At 72.3% G+C, this 17,899-nt stretch carries 16 protein-coding genes; 8 read left to right on the top strand and 8 right to left on the bottom strand.

The features are described 5' to 3' along the window. Nucleotides 1–20 precede the first annotated feature (20 nt). The gene (locus ABZ833_RS10485) at nucleotides 21–656 is read left to right on the top strand and encodes a TetR/AcrR family transcriptional regulator C-terminal ligand-binding domain-containing protein (protein WP_361043869.1); all 636 of its coding nucleotides are present in this window, start codon (nucleotides 21–23) and stop codon (nucleotides 654–656) included. A 164-nt stretch (nucleotides 657–820) separates the two neighbouring features. Here the strand turns inward: ABZ833_RS10485 and ABZ833_RS10480 are convergent, their stop codons facing one another. Both ABZ833_RS10480 and ABZ833_RS10475 read right to left on the bottom strand, forming a co-directional pair. Further along, nucleotides 821–1,840: a DUF2510 domain-containing protein gene (locus ABZ833_RS10480; protein WP_361043866.1), complete on the bottom strand. Its 1,020-nt coding sequence runs from the start codon at nucleotides 1,838–1,840 to the stop codon at nucleotides 821–823. Nucleotides 1,841–1,985: 145 nt separating this feature from the next. Continuing rightward, on the bottom strand, nucleotides 1,986–3,155 hold the full coding sequence (locus tag ABZ833_RS10475; protein ID WP_361043864.1) for an anhydro-N-acetylmuramic acid kinase: 1,170 nt from the start codon (nucleotides 3,153–3,155) through the stop codon (nucleotides 1,986–1,988). A gap of 120 nt (nucleotides 3,156–3,275) precedes the next feature. Here ABZ833_RS10475 and ABZ833_RS10470 point away from each other — a divergent pair, with 120 nt between their 5' ends. Further along, the gene (locus tag ABZ833_RS10470; protein ID WP_361043861.1) at nucleotides 3,276–4,262 is read left to right on the top strand and encodes a hypothetical protein; all 987 of its coding nucleotides are present in this window, start codon (nucleotides 3,276–3,278) and stop codon (nucleotides 4,260–4,262) included. Nucleotides 4,263–4,329: 67 nt separating this feature from the next. Here ABZ833_RS10470 and ABZ833_RS10465 read toward each other — a convergent pair whose 3' ends face one another. Together ABZ833_RS10465 and ABZ833_RS10460 are read right to left on the bottom strand one after the other, a co-directional pair. Continuing rightward, the gene (locus ABZ833_RS10465; RefSeq protein WP_361043858.1) at nucleotides 4,330–5,328 is read right to left on the bottom strand and encodes an acyl-CoA dehydrogenase family protein; all 999 of its coding nucleotides are present in this window, start codon (nucleotides 5,326–5,328) and stop codon (nucleotides 4,330–4,332) included. Next, the gene (locus ABZ833_RS10460) at nucleotides 5,328–6,482 is read right to left on the bottom strand and encodes an acyl-CoA dehydrogenase family protein (RefSeq protein ID WP_361043855.1); all 1,155 of its coding nucleotides are present in this window, start codon (nucleotides 6,480–6,482) and stop codon (nucleotides 5,328–5,330) included. Before ABZ833_RS10460 ends, ABZ833_RS10465 begins: the two co-directional genes overlap by 1 nt. Before the next feature lie 137 nt (nucleotides 6,483–6,619). Here ABZ833_RS10460 and ABZ833_RS10455 point away from each other — a divergent pair, with 137 nt between their 5' ends. From ABZ833_RS10455 to ABZ833_RS10440, 4 genes are all read left to right on the top strand, one after another. Continuing rightward, nucleotides 6,620–7,402: an SDR family oxidoreductase gene (locus ABZ833_RS10455; protein WP_361043853.1), complete on the top strand. Its 783-nt coding sequence runs from the start codon at nucleotides 6,620–6,622 to the stop codon at nucleotides 7,400–7,402. A 99-nt stretch (nucleotides 7,403–7,501) separates the two neighbouring features. Further along, nucleotides 7,502–8,089: a TetR/AcrR family transcriptional regulator gene (locus ABZ833_RS10450; RefSeq protein WP_361044767.1), complete on the top strand. Its 588-nt coding sequence runs from the start codon at nucleotides 7,502–7,504 to the stop codon at nucleotides 8,087–8,089. A 60-nt stretch (nucleotides 8,090–8,149) separates the two neighbouring features. After that, entirely contained in the window at nucleotides 8,150–9,307 is a 1,158-nt protein-coding gene (locus ABZ833_RS10445) for an acetyl-CoA C-acetyltransferase (protein ID WP_361043850.1), read from the top strand. A 129-nt stretch (nucleotides 9,308–9,436) separates the two neighbouring features. Further along, complete coding sequence (locus ABZ833_RS10440) at nucleotides 9,437–12,085, top strand: AAA family ATPase (protein ID WP_361043848.1); 2,649 nt, start codon at nucleotides 9,437–9,439, stop codon at nucleotides 12,083–12,085. 484 nt (nucleotides 12,086–12,569) lie between these two features. Here ABZ833_RS10440 and ABZ833_RS10435 read toward each other — a convergent pair whose 3' ends face one another. The 4 genes from ABZ833_RS10435 to ABZ833_RS10420 are packed head-to-tail and all read right to left on the bottom strand — an operon-like array spanning nucleotide 12,570 to nucleotide 16,091. Beyond that, nucleotides 12,570–13,616: a nitronate monooxygenase gene (locus ABZ833_RS10435; RefSeq protein WP_361044764.1), complete on the bottom strand. Its 1,047-nt coding sequence runs from the start codon at nucleotides 13,614–13,616 to the stop codon at nucleotides 12,570–12,572. Between the two features lie 17 nt (nucleotides 13,617–13,633). After that, nucleotides 13,634–14,437: a CoA-transferase gene (locus tag ABZ833_RS10430; protein WP_361043845.1), complete on the bottom strand. Its 804-nt coding sequence runs from the start codon at nucleotides 14,435–14,437 to the stop codon at nucleotides 13,634–13,636. Beyond that, entirely contained in the window at nucleotides 14,434–15,297 is an 864-nt protein-coding gene (locus ABZ833_RS10425; protein WP_361043843.1) for a CoA-transferase, read from the bottom strand. The genes ABZ833_RS10430 and ABZ833_RS10425 overlap by 4 nt, the downstream gene beginning before the upstream one ends. After that, nucleotides 15,294–16,091: an enoyl-CoA hydratase family protein gene (locus ABZ833_RS10420; RefSeq protein WP_361043841.1), complete on the bottom strand. Its 798-nt coding sequence runs from the start codon at nucleotides 16,089–16,091 to the stop codon at nucleotides 15,294–15,296. The genes ABZ833_RS10425 and ABZ833_RS10420 overlap by 4 nt, the downstream gene beginning before the upstream one ends. Before the next feature lie 67 nt (nucleotides 16,092–16,158). On the opposite strand from ABZ833_RS10420, the gene ABZ833_RS10415 reads away from it, so the two are divergent. After that, nucleotides 16,159–16,926: an SDR family oxidoreductase gene (locus ABZ833_RS10415; protein ID WP_361043839.1), complete on the top strand. Its 768-nt coding sequence runs from the start codon at nucleotides 16,159–16,161 to the stop codon at nucleotides 16,924–16,926. A 38-nt stretch (nucleotides 16,927–16,964) separates the two neighbouring features. After that, nucleotides 16,965–17,897 carry an SDR family oxidoreductase gene (locus ABZ833_RS10410; RefSeq protein ID WP_361043837.1) on the top strand — a complete coding sequence of 311 codons (933 nt, stop codon included), beginning with the start codon at nucleotides 16,965–16,967 and terminating at the stop codon, nucleotides 17,895–17,897. Nucleotides 17,898–17,899 lie beyond the last annotated feature (2 nt).

The raw sequence follows: 17,899 nt of genomic DNA, 5'->3' as shown, positions 1-17,899 counted from the left end.
CCGCACCGAGGAGAAGAGTCATGACGTCGCCGGATCAGGCAGCAGACGCAGGCACAGCGGACCCCGTGGGTTCGTCGCGCCGATCCAAGATCACGCCCGAGCGTGAGCAGGAGTTCTACGACGCCGTCCTCGACCAGCTCCGCGAGTGCGGGTACGACGCCGTGACCATGGAGGGCGTGGCCTCGACCACCCGGTGCAGCAAGTCCACGCTCTACCGCCAGTGGAAGACGAAGCCCCAGTTCGTCGCGGCCGCGCTGCGCGCCAACCGCTGCGTGCGCTTCGCGGGCATCGACACCGGCACGCTCGCCGGGGATCTGCGCGAGGCGGCGCGGGCCGCGGGGGAGTGGTCGACCCAGGACAGCATGCTGGTCCAGGCGCTCAGCCACGCGGTCCTGCAGGACGAGGACCTGCGCAGCGCGCTGCGCGAGGCGCTGGTGGAGCCGGAGACCCGGGCGCTCGACGAGCTGGTCGCGCGGGGAGTGGCCCGGGGCGAGATCACCGCGGACCATCCGGCCACGAGGTTCATCACGGCCCAGCTCATGGGCGTGGTCCGGGCCCGCCCGGTCCTGGAGGGCAAGCACGCGGACGAGGAGTACCTGTCCGACTTCGTGGAGGCGTGTCTGCTGCCTGCACTGGGTCTGACCAGACCCACCTGATCGTGGACCGGGGCCCGATGGATGACGGGCCCCGATCTGCCTGAGCCGCGCCGCACCGTGGGGACGGGGGTGGCGTGGCCGCCCTTGGCCGGGCGGGCCGGAACCCCCGTGGTTCCGGCCCGCCCGGCTCTGACGTTCTGGGGACCCGTCCGTTCCCGTCCCGGTCAGACTTCCTGGCCGTTGCCGCCCCCGCCGCCCGCCGCGGCCTTGATCCCCTTGGTGATCTCGTCCATGACGGACAGCTTCGGGGACTTGTCGTTGACGTCGATGCCGAAGCGGACGATGACGAGCTCGGACTTCACGGTGGGAGAGGGGAAGGCGAGCGACTGGACGTAGCCGTCGTCGCTCTTCTCGGTGACGGCCTTCCAGCGCACGAGGTAGCCCTTCTGGCCCGCGACGGTGACCGCCTTGGACTCCAGCTCCTTGTGCGAGGTGATCTTGCCGTAGGTCTTGCCGCCGTAGGACTCCTTGGCGTTGACGGCGATGTCCGCCTTGGCGGCCGCCTCGGCCGTCTTGGCGTCGACCTTGAATCTTTCGGCGGGCCCCGAGTACGCGCCGCCGCGGGTGCATGTCTTGGAGGCTTCCCTGGGGCAGGGGTAGGGCCCGGTCGTCACCGAGGCACCGCCGCCGGCGGCCTCGCCGGTCCAGCCGTCGGGCACGGGAAGGCTGATGCCGCTGAAGATGTCGGTGGCGTAACCCTCTTCGCTGGGCGGCGGGGCGGACGGTCCGCTCGGGGGCTCCGACGACTCCGGGGCCTGCGGCTCCTGGGGCGCGCCGGGCTGCGACGGGGCGGAGGACGAGGGGGCCTTGGCGGCGCTGTCGCCGTCCCCGTCGTCGTCGGCGGTCAGGAAGTAGACGCCGCCGCCTATCCCGGCGAGCACCACGAGGGCCACGCCCACGGCTATGCCTGTGCGCAGGCCGCGCCGCGGGGCGGTGGGCTGTCCCGGGTAGGAGGGATAGGCGGGGTGCGCGCCCGGTGCGGCGACGGTCGGAGCGCCTGCCGGGGGCGCGGGCGGATGGGCCGGGGGAGCCGCAGGGGCGGAGCCACCCCACCCGGCGGCGGCGGAACCCACCGCGCGGACCTGGTCCGTCCATACGTTCCCGTCCCACCAGCGCTCGGTGCGGGGGCCGTCAGTTGTCTGGCCGGGGTCGGGGTACCAGCCGGGAGGGGTTACCTGGGTCATGGCGTCAGCGTATGAGCATTCGGTGAAAACGGGATGAGAGGGGGTCGGTACGAGGCCACCGTTCGGCAGCTCTCTTCGCCCCGGGGGGAGGCGAGTTCGCCTTTCCTGCCCAGGGCTTACCTCCCCCCCGACTAGTGCGGCGGCTTCACCCCTCCCGCCCGTCCACCACAAGCCGCACCGGTCCGCCGCCCTCGGGCGCGGGCACCCGCACCCCCGCCCGACCCGGCGTGATCGACCCCAGCACGCTCGCATGCCGCGCCCCCGTGCTCTCCGGCACCGTCCCCGGCAGCCCGTGTGCCGTCAGGAAGCCGAGCACCGCGAAGGCGTACGCCTCCTTCGCGGCGGACGGCAGGCCGAGCTCGTCGGACGTGCGCACCGGGACCTTGCCGCCCAACTCGGCCCGCAGGAACGCCATCAGCGTCGGATTGCGTGTGCCGCCGCCCGAGGCGATGACCTCGGAGGCGTGGACCGCCCTGATGGCGTCGGCGACCGTGCGTGCGGTCAGCCGGGTGAGGGTGGCGACGACGTCGTGCGGGGCCAGGTCCTCGTACCCGGTGAGTGCCGCCCGCAGATAGGGCAGGTGGAAGAGCTCCTTGCCAGTGGTCTTCGGCGCCGGCCGCGCGTAGTACGGCTCGCCGAGCAGGACGGCGAGCAGCCCCTCGTCGACCGTGCCGCGCGCGGCCATCTCGCCGTCGATGTCGTACGTGAGCCGCTCCCGCGTCAGCTCGCGCACGGCGGCGTCGATGAGGGCGTTGGCGGGGCCTGTGTCGAAGGCGGTGCCGTCCGGGGCGGTGATGTTGGCGATCCCGCCGAGGTTCAGCGCGGCGGGTGCGCCGGGCCTGCCGCGCAGCCACATCCGGTCGACGATGCTGACCAGGGGCGCGCCCTGGCCACCCGCGGCGATGTCACGGGGACGGAAGTCGGCGACCACCGGAAGCCCTGTCCGCTCGGCGATCCACGCGGGCTGCCCGATCTGCAGCGTGCCGTGCACCTGACCGTCCTCCACCCAGTGGTAGACGGTCTGCCCGTGCGACGCGACCAACTCCGCCCGTCCGTCGCACAGTTCACGGTCCGCCTCGGCCGCCGCCGCGGCGAAGGCCTGGCCGATGCGGGTGTCGAGGCGGCAGACCTCCGCAAGCGTGGTGGCGGCGGGCGGCAGCGCGGCGCCGAGTGCGGTCCGCAGCGCCTCGTCGTACCCGCGGGTGATGAGACCCAGCGGGGAGAGCAGCAGACGGTCGCCGTCGATCGTCAGGTCGGCCGCCGCGGCGTCGATGGCGTCGTACGAAGTCCCCGACATCAGCCCGATTACGCGCACGTGCTGCCCCTCTCGCTCTCCTCACCTGGTGTTTGATCATCGCAGCGATGACGGCGCGCGCGCACTCGCACGTACGATCCAGTTCAAGTCGTCGACGCAAGGGGAGGGGGCGACTTGACCATGTCCGCCACGGGGTCCGCCACGGGATCACCCGCTCCGCGCGCCGAGACGCGGCGCACGAACCTCACCCGAACCGACGGCACCTGGAGCGGCCTCCTCCTGGAGGTGCGCGCACGGCCACGGCCCGGACTGTGTCTGCGGACCGCCGAGAACCGCCTGCTCCTGGCGCAGGGAGCTGCCGCCGACCCGCTGCTGCTGGCCCTGGTGGACCCGCACCACGGCGGGGTCGACTTCCGCCGGACCGGCCGCTACCGCCCTCTCGTCCCACCCCTGCGCGCACACATGGCCCGCGCCTACGGCGGCTCCCCGCAGCGCTGGGCGCACCACTTCGCGACCCTGCTCGCCGCGTCACCCGACAGCCCTCTTCACGACGGGCGCTGGGTGCTGAACCCGGACCCGCCGCTGCGCGGGTGGAAGCATGCGGACGAGCGAGCGGGGGAGTACTGGCGCTCGCTGCTCATCGAGGGCGATCCCGACGGGTACATCGACTGGTGGGTCCACAACGGCTCGTGGGAGATCTTTCCGCTGCGGGCGATGCCGGACGCCGACGACCCCCGCGTCAAGGCGTACCGCAAACAGGCGAGGGACGGCACGCTGCCGCCCGTCCTGCTCTGGTGGGTGAGCGGCCTCGACAGCCATATCGTCCTGGACGGTCATGCCCGCCTCGCCGCGGCGATCGCCGAGTCCGTGGAACCGGCCGTCCTGGAACTCCAGCGGACCGCTTCCCAGGACGAGGTGGACACCGGCATGGAGCGGGCCGTGACGACGTACGAGGCGGAGCTGGCGAGGTTCACCGAGCTGCGTGCCGCGCAGGGCCCGCGCGTCCCCGACGGCGCCGAGTTCGCGGGCCCGGTCCTTGCCCGCCGCCTCGACGAGCTGCGTACCGGACACCGCCCCACGTGGGCCTGGCCGCTGCCGGGCGGTGTCCAGGAGTGGCACCGGATCGCCCGCGAGCAGGTGGGCGAGGGGGGATGGGAGTACGCATGAGGCAGGCGGCGCATGGAAGGAACCCAAGGAACCCAAGGAACCAGGGGGCCTTCGCTTGCGCCGCGCGTCAGCCGACCCCGCTCCCTCCGCCGGACAGCACCAGCCGTCGGCACTCCCCGGGGCTGCCCCACGCACTGCGCAGCGCTCGCGCCTTGGTCAGCCACAGTGACAGGTCGTACTCCGCGGTGTAGCCGATCGCTCCGTGGAGTTGCAGTGCCGCCCGCGCGGCGCCGTACGCCGCTTCGCTCGCCGCCGCTTTCGCCGCGGCCACATCTGGCGTCTCCAGGGTCAGAGCTGCCCCGTAGAGAAGGGGCCGGGCGAATTCGAGGGCTATCAGGACGTCCGCAAGCCGGTGCTTGACCGCCTGGAAGCCGCCGATCGGCGTGCCGAACTGGGTGCGCTGCTTCACGTACGCGACCGTCCTGTCCAGGAGCGCGAGTCCGACCCCCAGCGCCTGCGCCGCCGTCGCGAGCGAGGCCCAGTCGGCCGCGTACCGGGAAGCCTCCGTCACCGAGGGGCCCGAGGCGAGGAGTTCGCCGTCCGGCCGCAGGCGCGCCAGGCGCCGTACGGGGTCAAGGGACCGCTCCACGCGCGCGTGCCCGGAGGCCAGGCGCAGCTCACCTCCCGTGGCGGTCAGCCGCAGCGTCGCCGCGTCCGCGTCCAGCGCGAACGGACCCCCTTCGGGGAGAGCGAGCGTCGTGACGGCGTCCCCGGAGGCCAGCGACGGAAGAAGCCGCTTGGCCGGGGCCGCGTCGCCCAGCGCGGCGAGCCGGGAGAGCAGCGCGCCCGCCGCCACCGTCTCGACCACCGGTCCCGGCACCGCATGTCGCCCCAACTCCACAAAGGCGACGGCTGTTTCGACCGGGAGCAGCCCCATCCCCTCGTGCTCCTCGGGGACGGCGAGGGCGAACACGCCGGCATCCGCGAGGCGCCCCCACACGGCACGCCCCGGCGCGAAGTCCCCGGCGGCCCAGGCCCTCGCGGCCGCCGGGGTGTCGGCCGCCGTCAGCATCGCGTCGAGCGAGCGCGCGAACTCCCGCTGCTCGTCGTCGAGGAGGAACCTCATCAGCGGCGTCCTTTCGGCAGTCCGAGCAACCGCTCGGCGATGATGTCGCGCTGGATTTCGTTGGTGCCCGCGTAGATCGGCCCGGCGAGCGAGAAGACGTACCCCTCCGCCCAGTCGCCGCCGTCCGCCAACTCGCCCTCCGCGCCCAGGAGATCGAGCGCGGTCTCGTGCAGCGCGATGTCGTACTCGGACCAGAAGACCTTGTTCAGGCTCGACTCCGCGCCGATCGTCTCGCCCGCCGCGAAGCGCGAGGCGTTGGCCCAGGTGAACAGCTGATAGGCGCGGGCCCCGATCACCGCGTCGGCCACCCGGTCGCGCAGCGCGGTGTCCCCGGGGTCGCCGTGTGCGCGCCACTGGCGCACCAGGCGGTCGGCCGTGGCGACGAAGCGGCCGGGGGAGCGCAGCGTCAGACCGCGTTCGTTGCCCGTCGTCGACATGGCGATCCGCCAGCCCTGGCCCGGCTCGCCGATCACGTCGTCGTCCGGCACGAAGACGTCGTCGAGGAAGAGTTCGGCGAAGGCGGGCTTGCCGTCAAGGCGCCCGATGGGGCGGACGGTCACGCCGTCCGCGTCCAGCGGGAACATCAGGTACGTCAGGCCCCGGTGCGGCTTGGCGGAGTCGACGGCGGGGTCGCTGCGGAACAGGCCGAACGCGCGGTCGGCGAACGCGGCCCGCGACGACCAGGTCTTCTGCCCGCTGATCAGCCAACCGCCCTCCGTGCGGCAGGCGGTGGAGCGCAGCGACGCCAGGTCCGAGCCGGACTCCGGCTCGGACCAGGCCTGCGCCCAGATCACCTCGCCGCTCGCCATCGGGGGCAGGATCCGCGCCCGCTGCTCGTCGGTGCCGAAGTCGAAGAGGGTCGGCGCGAGGAGGTTGATGCCGTTCTGCGAGACGCGGCCGGGGCCGCCCGCAGCGAAGTACTCCTCCTCGAACACCAGCCACTTGACGATGTCGACGCCCTGCCCGCCGTACTCCTCGGGCCAGGACACCACCGACCAGCGGTCGGCCGCGAGCTCTCCCTCCCAGGCGCGGTGGGCCGCGAATCCCTCCCGGGTCTCCAGTGACGGCAGTGGCTCGCCCGGGACGTGCCCGGCCAGCCAGTCGCGCGCCCGCTGCCTGAACTCCCCTTCCCCGGCGGTGAAGTCGAGGTCCATCAGTGGCCCACCTCTTCGGTCGGTTCTTCTCCAGCGGTCTTCCGCGTTCCCGGCGGCCTTCCCTAACAAGTGTTTGGTAGATTACCCTGAGGTCGAGTCAGCCGTCGAGAGCGAGTCGACAGTCAAGGGGGTCGAGCATGGACGCACCCACGTACGTGCCGGGGCACGGTCTGCTCGCGGGCCGCACCGCCGTCATCACCGCGGCGGCCGGAGCGGGCATCGGCGGCGCCACGGCCCGCCGCTTCCTGGAGGAGGGCGCGCGCATCGTCATCGGCGACGCTCACCCGCGCCGCACGAAGGAGACGGTGGAGGCGCTGGCGGGGGAGTTCGGCGCCGACCGGGTCGACGGGACGCCGTGCGACGTCACGGACGAAGCCCAGGTGCAGGCTCTGTACGACCTGGCGGAGCGGCGCCACGGCGGCCTGGACGTCGTCGTGAACAACGCGGGACTCGGCGGCACCGCCGAGCTCACCGAGATGACCGACGAGCAGTGGGACCGGGTCATCGACGTGACACTGAACGGCACGTTCCGCTCCACCAGGGCCGCCCTGCGCCGCATGCGGGCCGCAGACCGGGGCGGCGTGATCGTGAACAACGCCTCGGTGCTCGGCTGGCGCGCCCAGGCGGGCCAGGCGCACTACGCAGCGGCGAAGGCCGGCGTCATGGCGCTCACGCGCTGCGCCGCCGTCGAAGCCGCGCCCCACGGCATACGGATCAACGCGGTGTCGCCCAGCCTCGCCATGCACCCGCACCTCGCGAAGGTCACATCGCCCGAGCTGCTCGAGGAGCTCACCGCCCGTGAGGCGTTCGGGCGGCACGCCGAGCCCTGGGAGATAGCCAACGTCATCGTCTTCCTGGCCAGCGAGTACTCCTCGTACATGACAGGGGAGACGGTCTCGGTCAGCAACCAGCACGCCTAGGCGGAGAATGACCGTGTGTCGAAACCGAAGCAGAGCAGCACCACGACAGAGCAGAGCGCGACGACAAAGCAGGGCAGCACCACAAAGAAGAAGCCCGCGGTGAGTCCCTCGCCCGAGCGCCGCAGCGAACTCCTCGCCATCGCGGCCGACGTCTTCGCCGAGCAGGGGTACAACGCGACCACGGTCCGCAAGATCGCGGACGCCGCTGGCATGCTCGCCGGCAGCCTCTACTACCACTTCGACTCCAAGGAGTCGATGCTCGAAGAGATCCTCTCCACCTTCCTCACCGAGCTGTGGGACGGGTACGACACCGTGCTCCAGTCGCAGCTCGGCCCCCGCGAGACCCTCGAGGCGCTCGTCACCGAGTCCTTCCGGGAGATCGACCGGCACCGCTCCGCCGTCGCCATCTACCAGAAGGAGTCCAGGCACCTGGTCGCGCAGGCGCGCTTCCAGTACCTGACCGACTCGCAGCAGCGCTTCGAGAAGACATGGCTGACGACGCTGGAGCGCGGAGTCGAGGAGCGCGTCTTCCGCGACGACCTGGACATCCGGCTCGCCTACCGCTTCGTGCGCGACACCGTCTGGGTCGCCGCGTCCTGGTACCGCCCCGGGGGAGGCCACAGCCCCGAGGAGATCGCCCGCCAGTACCTCTCGATGGTCCTGGACGGCATCGCCGTACGCACGTAGAGAGCGCGTCGTCACCCCGGCGACCGCGCACCGCCCGAGGAGCACGAGGAGTACGCAGTCATGGCCGAGGCCTACATCGTCGAAGCGGTCCGCACCCCCGTCGGCAGGCGCAAGGGCGGCCTCTCGGCCGTCCACCCCGCCGACCTGGGAGCCCATGTCCTGAAGGCGCTCGTCGAGCGCACCGGGATCGACCCCGCCGCCGTCGAGGACGTCGTCTTCGGCTGCCTGGACACGGTCGGCCCACAGGCCGGGGACATCGCCCGCACCTCCTGGCTGGCGGCAGGACTGCCCGAAGAGGTGCCCGGCGTGACGATCGACCGGCAGTGCGGATCCTCGCAGCAGGCCGTGCACTTCGCGGCGCAGGGCGTCCTGTCCGGCACCCAGGACCTCGTCGTCGCGGGCGGCACACAGAACATGTCGATGATCCCCATCGCCTTCGCCTCCCGGCAGGCCGCCGAACCGCTCGGCCTCACCGAAGGCCCGTACGCGGGCAGCGAGGGCTGGCGCGCCCGCTATGGGGACCGGCCCGTCAACCAGTTCCACGGCGCACAGCTGATCGCCGAGAAGTGGGGCATCACCCGCCGTGACATGGAGGAGTTCGCGCTCCGCTCGCACCAGCGGGCCGTCCGTGCGATCGACGAGGGCCGCTTCGACCGCGAACTCACCGCGTACGCGGACGTGACCACCGACGAGGGCCCGCGCCGCGACACGACCCTGGAGAAGATGGCGGGCCTCAAGCCCGTCCTGGACGAGGGCACCATCACCGCCGCGTGCTCCTCGCAGGTCTCGGACGGCGCCGCCGCGCTGCTCGTCGCGAGCGAACGGGCCGTGCGGGAGCACGGGTTGACGCCCCGCGCCCGCATCCACCACCTCTCGGTGCGCGGCGAGGACCCGATCCGGATGCTGTCCGCGCCGATCCCCGCCACCGCGTACGCCCTCAAGAAGACCGGCATGAGCATCGGCGACATCGACCTCGTCGAGATCAACGAAGCGTTTGCGCCGGTCGTCCTCGCCTGGTTGAAGGAGACCGGGGCGGACCCGGAGAAGGTCAATGTCAACGGCGGTGCGATAGCACTCGGCCATCCCCTCGGCGCGACCGGCGTCAAGCTGATGACGACGCTCCTGCACGAACTGGAGCGCACAGGCGGCCGGTTCGGCCTCCAGACCATGTGCGAAGGTGGCGGTCAGGCGAACGTGACCATCATCGAGCGCCTCTGAACGCGTCCCGTTCCCGGCGCCTCCCTCACTCCTTGCGGGAGTTGCTGGCCGGACCCCGCACCGCGAGGCCCTCTCCCCAGCTAGTCTCGATGTCTGTACGTCGATTGAGCGACCTCGGGAGGTAGCGCGATGACGCAGGGACGGCCCGGAGGTGCCAACTGGGCCCCGCTGTGGGAGCGCGATGCGGAACTCGCCGCGGCCGCGCGGGCCGTTGACGAGCTGTGCTCCGACTCGACGACGGCGGGCGGGCTGCTCGTCTTCCAGGGCGAGGCGGGGATCGGCAAGACGGCGCTCCTGTCGGAGGTGCGCCGCATCGCACAAGGGCGGGCCATGGTGTGGTCCGCGCGAGGTGGCGAGACCGTCACCTCCGTCCCCTTCAACGTCGTACGCCAGCTGCTGCAGCCGGCTCTCGTCGCGCTCTCTCCCGAGGAGGCACGGGAGTATCTCGGCGACTGGTACGAGATCGCGGGCCCCGCGCTCGGCATAGCCGAGCCGACGGGACTCCAGGCCGACCCGCAGGGTGTGTGCGACGGTCTGGTCGAGGCCGTGGCGCGGCTTTCGGGGCTGCACTGGCCGCTCGTCCTGCTCATCGACGACGCGCACTGGGCCGACCAGGAGACCCTGCACTGGCTGGCCGCGTTCGCCCAGCGCCTCGACGAACTGCCCGTCCTCGTGGTGGTCGCCCACCGGCCGGACGACGCCATCGGCGAGAGCGCGCGCCACCTCGCGGCCGTCGGAGCGGCGGCCCGCCCCACGCCTCCGCTGCGCGCACTCACCCCGGACGCGGCGGCCGGACTCACCCGTGCCACGCTCGGCGAGCACGCGGACGCCCCGTTCTGCCGCGAGGTGTGGGCGGTCACCGGCGGCAATCCGTACGAATCCGTGGAACTGCTCGCCAAGGTGCAGGACAGCGAGCTCGATCCGGTGGAGAGCTCCGCCGCCGAACTGCGCGCCCTGAACCGCTCGGCGCGCGGCCGCGGTCTCGTCGCCCGTCTCGAAGGACTCGGCACGGACGTCACGCGGTTCGCGTGGGCGGCGGCGATCCTCGGCACCGCCATTCCGCTCGACCTTGCCGCCTCGCTCGCCGGGATGACCCGTGAGGCGGCCGAGCGGTGCGCGGAGCGGCTGCGCACCGCGCGCATCCTGCTCGGCGCCGACCAGGGCCTGGAATTCGTCCATCCGCTGATCGCGAGCACCGTGTACCGCTCGATCCCGCCCGCCACCCGCACCGCGATGCACGGCCAGGCCGCGTGGGCCGTCACGCTGTCGGGCCGTGGCGCGGCGGCCGCGTCGCGGCATCTCCTCGAGGTCCATCCGGACGACGACCCCGAGCTGGTCAAGCAGTTGCGCCAGGCGGCGGCCGAGCATCTGGCGGTCGGTGCGCCGGACGCGGCCCGCCGCTGCCTCGAACGCGCCCTGCGGGAACCGCCGCTGCCCGAGACCCACGCGCGCGTGCTCTACGAACTGGGCTGCGCCACGCTCCTCACCTCGCCCGTCACGACCATCGGCCACCTGCGCGAGGCGCTCAACACCCCGGGGCTCGACCGCGGGCTGCGCGTGGACGCCGTCTGCCGCCTCTCCCAAGCCCTGGTGCACAACGACCAGTTGGAGGAGGCCCTGCGTGTCGTGGACGCCGAGGCCGCCCGTCTCGAGAGCGGACCCGACCGGATGCGGTTGGAGGGGGTCCACTACATGTGGGAGGGCATCCACGCGCGCGAGGACGACGCGACGGGACGTTCGCGCCGCCTCGCCGCGCTCGCCGGACCACTGCCGGGACGTGACAACTCCGAGCGCGCCCTGCTGATCCTGCGCGCCTTCGACGCCATGACCCGCGGGGAGAACGCGGAGGAGATCGTCGAGCTCTGCGACCGCACCCTCGTCAACGGCCGCCTCGCGCCGGGCCTCGGCTGGACCGACACGGAGTGGGGCTTCGAGCTCCTGACGATGCTGGGCGGCGCCTACATCTTCACCGACCGCCTCGACCGTGCCGAGAGCGTCTTCGCCGAGGGGGTCCGTGCCTACGAGGCCGCGGGCTGGAGCGGCGGCCATCTGGCCGTGGCCAAGGCCTGGCTGGGTCTGGTGTACCGCAGGCGCGGACGTCTCGCCGAGGCGGAGGCCTCGCTGCGGGAGAGCCTGCGTCTCACCGACCGTGTCGGCAGCGGCCTCCCGATGCACTGGGACGCCGCGTGCAAGCTCATCGACACGCTGCTCGCCCGCGGCAAGGTCGACGAGGCCCAGGAGGCCGCCGAGCGCTACGGCATCGCGCCGCCCTTCCCCTCCACGATTCTTCTGCCCGACATCCACTCCGTGCGGGGCCGCCTGCTGATCACCACGGGGCAGCGGCCGGAGGGCATCAGCGAACTGGAGGTGGCGGCGAAGACGGCGAACGAACGCGGCTGCTACAACCCGGTGGTGAACCCCTGGGCGTACGACCTCGCCCGCGCGCTCGCCGTGGACGACCCGCGGCGCGCCGCCCAGCTGGTCGCGGACGCACGGGTCCAGGCGGAGCTCTTCGGCACGGACACGGCGATCGGCGAGGCGCTGCGGTGCGCGGCGTCCCTGGAGAGCGGGCAGCGAGCGGTCGCGCTGTACGCACGGGCGGTGGCCTGCCTGGAGGCGTCGCCGTGCGCCTATGAACACGCGGTCGCACGAGTCGAGTACGGGATCGCGGCAGGCTCCGCGAGCGAACTGGTACGGGGCCTGGCCCTGGCCGAATCCTGCGGAGCGGACGGGATGGCCGCACGGGCGCGGGCGTCTTTGGAGGTGGCGGGGGTCTGAGACGAGGGCCGGGCAGGGTCACGGCTCCCGTCCGCCTTGAAGCGAACGTGGCGGACGGCGCGGCTCGGTGGGCACGGCGGAGCCGTGGCAGAGGGCGCGCAAGAGCCTGACCGGCGGGAGCGGGCTTCCGGTACGGGGCGGGCTTCCGCAGTACGGGGCGGCGCGTGGCGGGACAGCGCAGCGGTCGCAGGTGGCCACTGAGCCCGCCGGAGGCAGCCGCCCGGCTCTGCCGCCCCCGCCCACTAGTTCAGCCGTAGCCGCCCCGCCACCTCAGCCGCCGCCATCCCTCGGAGGGGAGCCGCATTCCGGTGCGGGGCGGGGCGGAGGAGAGACCGGCGGAGCCCTCCGCTCAGCTCAGCCGTCCCCGCCCACCAGCTCAGCCCGCAGGCTTCCCGCGACCTCAGCTGTCTCCATCCTCGGGAGCCGAGCCGTATCCCGCCGCAGGGAGGGGCGAGCCGAGGCGAACCCGGCCGGAGGCCGCCGTTCAGCTCAGTCGTAGGCGTCCCACCACCTCAGCTGCCTCCAGCATCACCCGCGTGACCAGCTCCTCGCACGAGGGCAGGTCCTCTATTACGCCCGCTACCTGGCCGGAAGCCATGACCCCCGCTTCCGGTATTCCGTCCACCATCGTCGACTTCAGCATCATGGGCGTATTCGCGGCCAGCAGGACCTGGCTCCACGTCATCCCCTTCCCGTGCCGCATCGCGAGTCCGTCCCGGATCATTTCGCCCCACCCCATGCCGGACATCTTCCGGAACGCCGCCGCGTGCCGCACGGCCCGTGCGAGGGACGCCGCCCGCCCCGACTTCTCCAGCGAGGCGACAAGATCCGTCCGCAGCATCCGGTGCGGGAGACCATCCACCCGGGTGGTCACCGTGACGTCCTTGACCGACGCGGACAGATAGCGGGCCTTGACCGCGTCCGGCACCGTCGAGTCCGACGTCAGCAGAAAGCGTGTGCCCATCGCGACCCCCGCCGCGCCATAGGCGAGCGCGGCGACGAGCCCCCGGCCGTCGAAGAAGCCGCCCGCCGCGATCACCGGGATGTCCACCGCGTCCACGACCTGCGGCAACAGCACGGTCGTGGCGACCTCGCCGGTGTGTCCGCCGCCCTCGCCGCCCTGTACGACGACCGCGTCCGCGCCCCACGCCGCGACCTTCTCCGCATGCCGTCGCGCCCCGATGGACGGGATGACGACCACCCCGGCGTCCTTCAGCTCCGCGATGAGCTCCTTCGAGGGGGCGAGCGCGAAGGACGCGACCCGCACTCCCTCGTCGACGATGACCCGCACCCGGTCCCGCGCGTCGCCCGCGTCGGCGCGCAGGTTGACCCCGAAGGGCTCGTCCGTACGGGACTTGACCTCCCGGACGGCCGAGCGCAGCTGGTCGACGGTCATCGTCGCGGAGGCGAGGATGCCGAGGGCGCCCGCGTTCGCCGTCGCGGACACCAGTCGAGGGCCCGCCACCCAGCCCATGCCGGTCTGCACGATGGGGTACCGCACACCGACCAGTTTGGTCAGCGCCGTCTCCATGCCCGGCGGAGCCGACGTCACGAGCGCACCTCGCGCTCGCGCAGACCGCGCGGGTCCACCACGTCCCGGATCAGCCGCAGCTCCTTTGCCGTCGGCTCGCGGGTGCACGGCACGTCATCCGCCTCCGCGAGCCTGAAGCCGGTCGACTCACGCACCTGCTCGACCGTCACGCCCGGGTGCAGGGAGACCAGGCGCATCGCGTGGTCCGCCGCCCCGAAGTCGAAGACGCCGAGGTCCGACACGACCCGGCGCAGGTCGTGGAAGCGGGTGGCGGAAGGACCGGCCGCCGCCGCGCTGTCGTAACCGACGCCGCTGATCATGTCGACCTTCTCGACGAAGACGCGCTTCGAGTGCCGGGGGATCCAGTAACTCACGGGGTTGTTGAGGGTGTTGACCGGAGCACCGCGCACCCCGAGCAGCTGGCGCCTGGGCCGCTCCCAGTCGCCGATGCAGGAGATGTTCTGGTTCCCGAAGCGGTCGATCTGGCTCGCGCCCATCATCACGTGGCGCCTGCCGCCCATGGCCATCGTCAGATGCCTGCGGTACGGCAACCAGCCCTCCGTCACCGCCGACGGCGCCCCCACGGCGGGCACATCGCCGATCAGCAGCGCCTCGCCGTCCGTGAGCAGCAGGTCCGGCGAGAACGTCAGCTTGGCCAGGCGCGCGGCGATCGCCGGGACCGTGCCCATCGGCGATGCGAGGATCTCCCCCGCGCCCCGCCAGGCCTCCGCGCAGGCGATCACGCAGTACTCGGCGCGGGTGACGGAGGAGGCGGTCGCCTCAGATGCGCCGGCCGCCGCGGTCGGGTCGGTCTGCGTCATCGCTGCTCCTTGTGCCAGGCCTGGACGGCCGCTTGGTAGTCCTGCTCGGTGCCGGTCAGGAAGCGGTCCTCGAATTTCTTCCAGGCGTCGGGGTCGCCCGCGGCGGTGGCGTACGCCTTCTGGAAGGGCTCGTCCCGGCCGTAGTCCGGCACGCACGACGTGAAGTGCGCGCCCTTGGGTGTCTCGGTCACGCCCGTCACCGCGTGCCGGGAGACCAGCATCGTCTGCGGCGCCGCCCGCTCGGTGAGCTCGCTCGACTCGACGATCCGCTCGCACGACACGTACGCCGTGTCGGATGCCTCGCAGAACAGGTCGTCGAAGTACGGATCCGGGCCCAGATACTGGGCGTTGCCCAGGCGGTCGGCGCGGTTGAGATGGACCAGCGCCGCGTCCATCCGCAGGGCGGGCACGGCGACCAGCTCCTCCCCGTCCTCGTACGGCGAAGTGACCGTACGCAGCTGGGGGTTGACCCGCAGGACGTCCGAACCGAGGCCCGCGCGGATCGGCAGGAACGGCAGCCGCTGGGCACCGGCCGTCAGGCCCTGCATGAACATCGCCTCGTCCAGCTCGACCAGTTCGAAGGCGCCGCGCTCGCGCGCCGCGCGGAAATGCGGCTCCAGGGGGATCGAGTCGAGGGTCGTGAACGCCGTGACCAGCTTGCGGATCTTCCCCGCCGCGGCGAGCAGGCCGACGTCCGGGCCGCCGTACGCCACGACGGTGAGGTCCGTGATCCCGGACCGCAGCAGAGCCCGCACCAGCGCCATGGGCTTGCGGCGCGAACCCCAGCCGCCGATGCCGAGCGTCATCCCGCTCCGCAGCCGCCCCACGATCGCGTCGGGCGTCATGGTCTTGTCCGTCATGCCCTCCCCTCCTCCTTCTTTCCGGAACCTGTCTTTCCAGAGGCTGTCTTTCCGGAGCCTGTGCCGAAGTTCTCGCGGACGCGGTCCGCCAGGCCGCTCAAGTTCGCCTCGAAGGTGAAGCCCTGCTCGAAGCGGTAGCTGCGGTGCACGTCGACGGGGTCGATGCCGTTGATCGCGGCCTTGGCGAACCGCAGCAGTGTGCCGTCCTTCTGCGCGATCTCGCGCGCCAACTCCAGTGCCGCATCGCGCAGTTCATCGCGCGGCACGACCCGCCACACGGAGCCGTGCGCGTGCAGCTCGGCCGCGGTGGCCGTGCGCGAGGTGTAGTACAGGGCGCGCATCAGGTGCTGCGGGACCAGGCGGGCGAGATGCGTCGCGGCGCCGAGCGCGCCCCGGTCCAGCTCGGGCAGGCCGAACGTCGCGTCCTCGCTCGCCACGATCGCGTCCGCGTTGCCCACGAGGCCGATGCCGCCGCCCAGGCAGAAGCCGTTCACCGCGGCCACGACCGGCACCTCGCATTCGTAGACCGCCGAAAACGCTTCATAGCACCCGCGGTTGGCGCCTATCAGCGCGCCGTGGCCGCTGTCGCGCTGCATCTCCTTGATGTCCACGCCCGCGTTGAAACCGCGGCCCTCGGCGGCAAGGACGACGCAGCGCGTCCCGGGGTCGCGGCCGGCCGCGCGCACAGCGGACGCCAGGTCGAACCACCCCTGCACGGGCAGGGCGTTGACGGGCGGGAAGTCGACCGTGACGACGGCGACGCCCTTGTCCGGGGTGGAGGTGGAGACAGACATCAGAGGATCCGCTACCTTTCATCCAGGCCCTTCAACCAAACATTTGTTAGTTAGGAAGGTAGCAGCGATGACTGACACCCGACAGGTGGTGGTCGTCACCGGCGGCACCCGAGGCGTCGGAGCCGGTATCGCCCGCAGCTTCCTCGTCGCCGGTGCGCGAGTCGTCGTCTGCGCCCGCAGACCGCCGGAGCGCCCGGTCGAAGCGGCGGGCTCCGCTGCCGAGTTCAGACCGCTCGACCTGCGCGACGCACAAGCGGCGCACACGTTCTTCGCCGATGTGGCCGCTGACCACGGCAGGTTGGACGCCCTGGTGAACAACGCGGGCGGCACACCCTTCGGGCTGCTCGCCGAATCGGCCCCCGCCCGCCAGGCCAAGATCGTTGAACTCAACCTGCTGGCCCCGCTGTACGCATCCCTGGCGGCGTACGAGGTGATGCGCGGCCAGGAGCCCGGCGGGGGCAGCATCACCATGATCGGGAGCGTGAGCGGCTCCCGTCCCTCACCCGGCAGCGGTGCCTATGGCGCGGCCAAGGCGGGCCTGGAGAACCTCGCGCGCACGATGGCCGTCGAGTGGGCCCCGAAGGTGCGCGTGAACACCGTCGTGCTCGGCCTCGCCCGCACCGAGAGCGCCCATCTGCACTACGGCGACGAGGAAGGCATCGCGCAGGTCGCCCGCACCGTCCCGCTCGGACGCCTCGCCGATCCGTCGGACGTGGGGGACGCGTGCGTCTTCCTCGCCTCCGACAGCGCGCGCTACATCAGCGGCGCCGCACTGCACCTGCACGGCGGCGGCGAACGCCCCGCGTTCCTGGACGCCGCGTCCGTCAACCACTGAACGTATCCGAGGAGTTCCGCATGACCGAGGAGTTCCGAATGACCTCAGCCGACAAGCCGGGCCCCGGCATCTGCGAGGGCCGCGTCGTGATCGTCACCGGCGCGGGCCGTGGCCTCGGCCGAGCGCACGCGCGCGCGTACGCCGCCGAGGGCGCCAAGGTCGTCGTGAACGACCTCGGTGTGGGGGCCGACGGCTCCGGGGCGTCCGGCGGGCCCGCGCACGACGTCGTCGCGGAGATCCGCGCGGCGGGCGGCGATGCCGTCGCGCACGGCGGTGACATCGCCACGCCCGAGGGGGCCGCGTCCCTGGTGCGGGCGGCGCTCGACACGTACGGACAGCTCGACACCCTCGTCAACAACGCGGGATTCCTGCGGGACCGGATGCTGGTCAACCTCGACGAGGACGACTGGGAAGCGGTGATGCGGGTGCATCTGAAGGGGCACTTCCTGCCGCTGAAGCACGCGGCCGCGTACTGGCGCGGCGAGGCGAAGGCGGGGCGCGCGCGGCACGCGTGCGTGGTCAACACCAGCTCGGGTGCCGGGCTGTTGGGGAGCGTGGGGCAGGGGAACTACAGCGCGGCCAAGGCCGGGATTCTCGGGCTCACGATGGTCGCATCGGCCGAATTCGCTTCCTACGGAGTGCGGGTCAACGCGATCGCGCCCGCCGCGCGGACGCGGATGACGGAGCAGACCTTCGCACAGACCATGGCCGCACCCGAAGGGGATGGCTTCGACGCGATGGCTCCGGAGAACGTGTCGCCGGTCGTGGTGTGGCTCGGCTCGGAGGCATCCGCCGGAGTCACCGGCCGCGTCTTCGAGGCCGAGGCGGGACGCATCACCGTCATGGAGGGCTGGCGGCCGGGACCGACGGCCGACAAGGGGGCCCGCTGGACGCCGGCGGAGGCAGGCGACGCGACGCTGAAGCTGCTCGCCGGGGCACAGGCGCCCCAGCCGGTGTACGGGGCGAGGTGAGC

The organism is Streptomyces sp. NPDC047525 (assembly GCF_040643025.1).
Classification (GTDB): Bacteria; Actinomycetota; Actinomycetes; order Streptomycetales; family Streptomycetaceae; genus Streptomyces; species Streptomyces durmitorensis.
The sequence above is the reverse complement of the archived record's forward strand: the minus strand, read 5'-3'. Positions and strand labels throughout refer to the sequence as shown.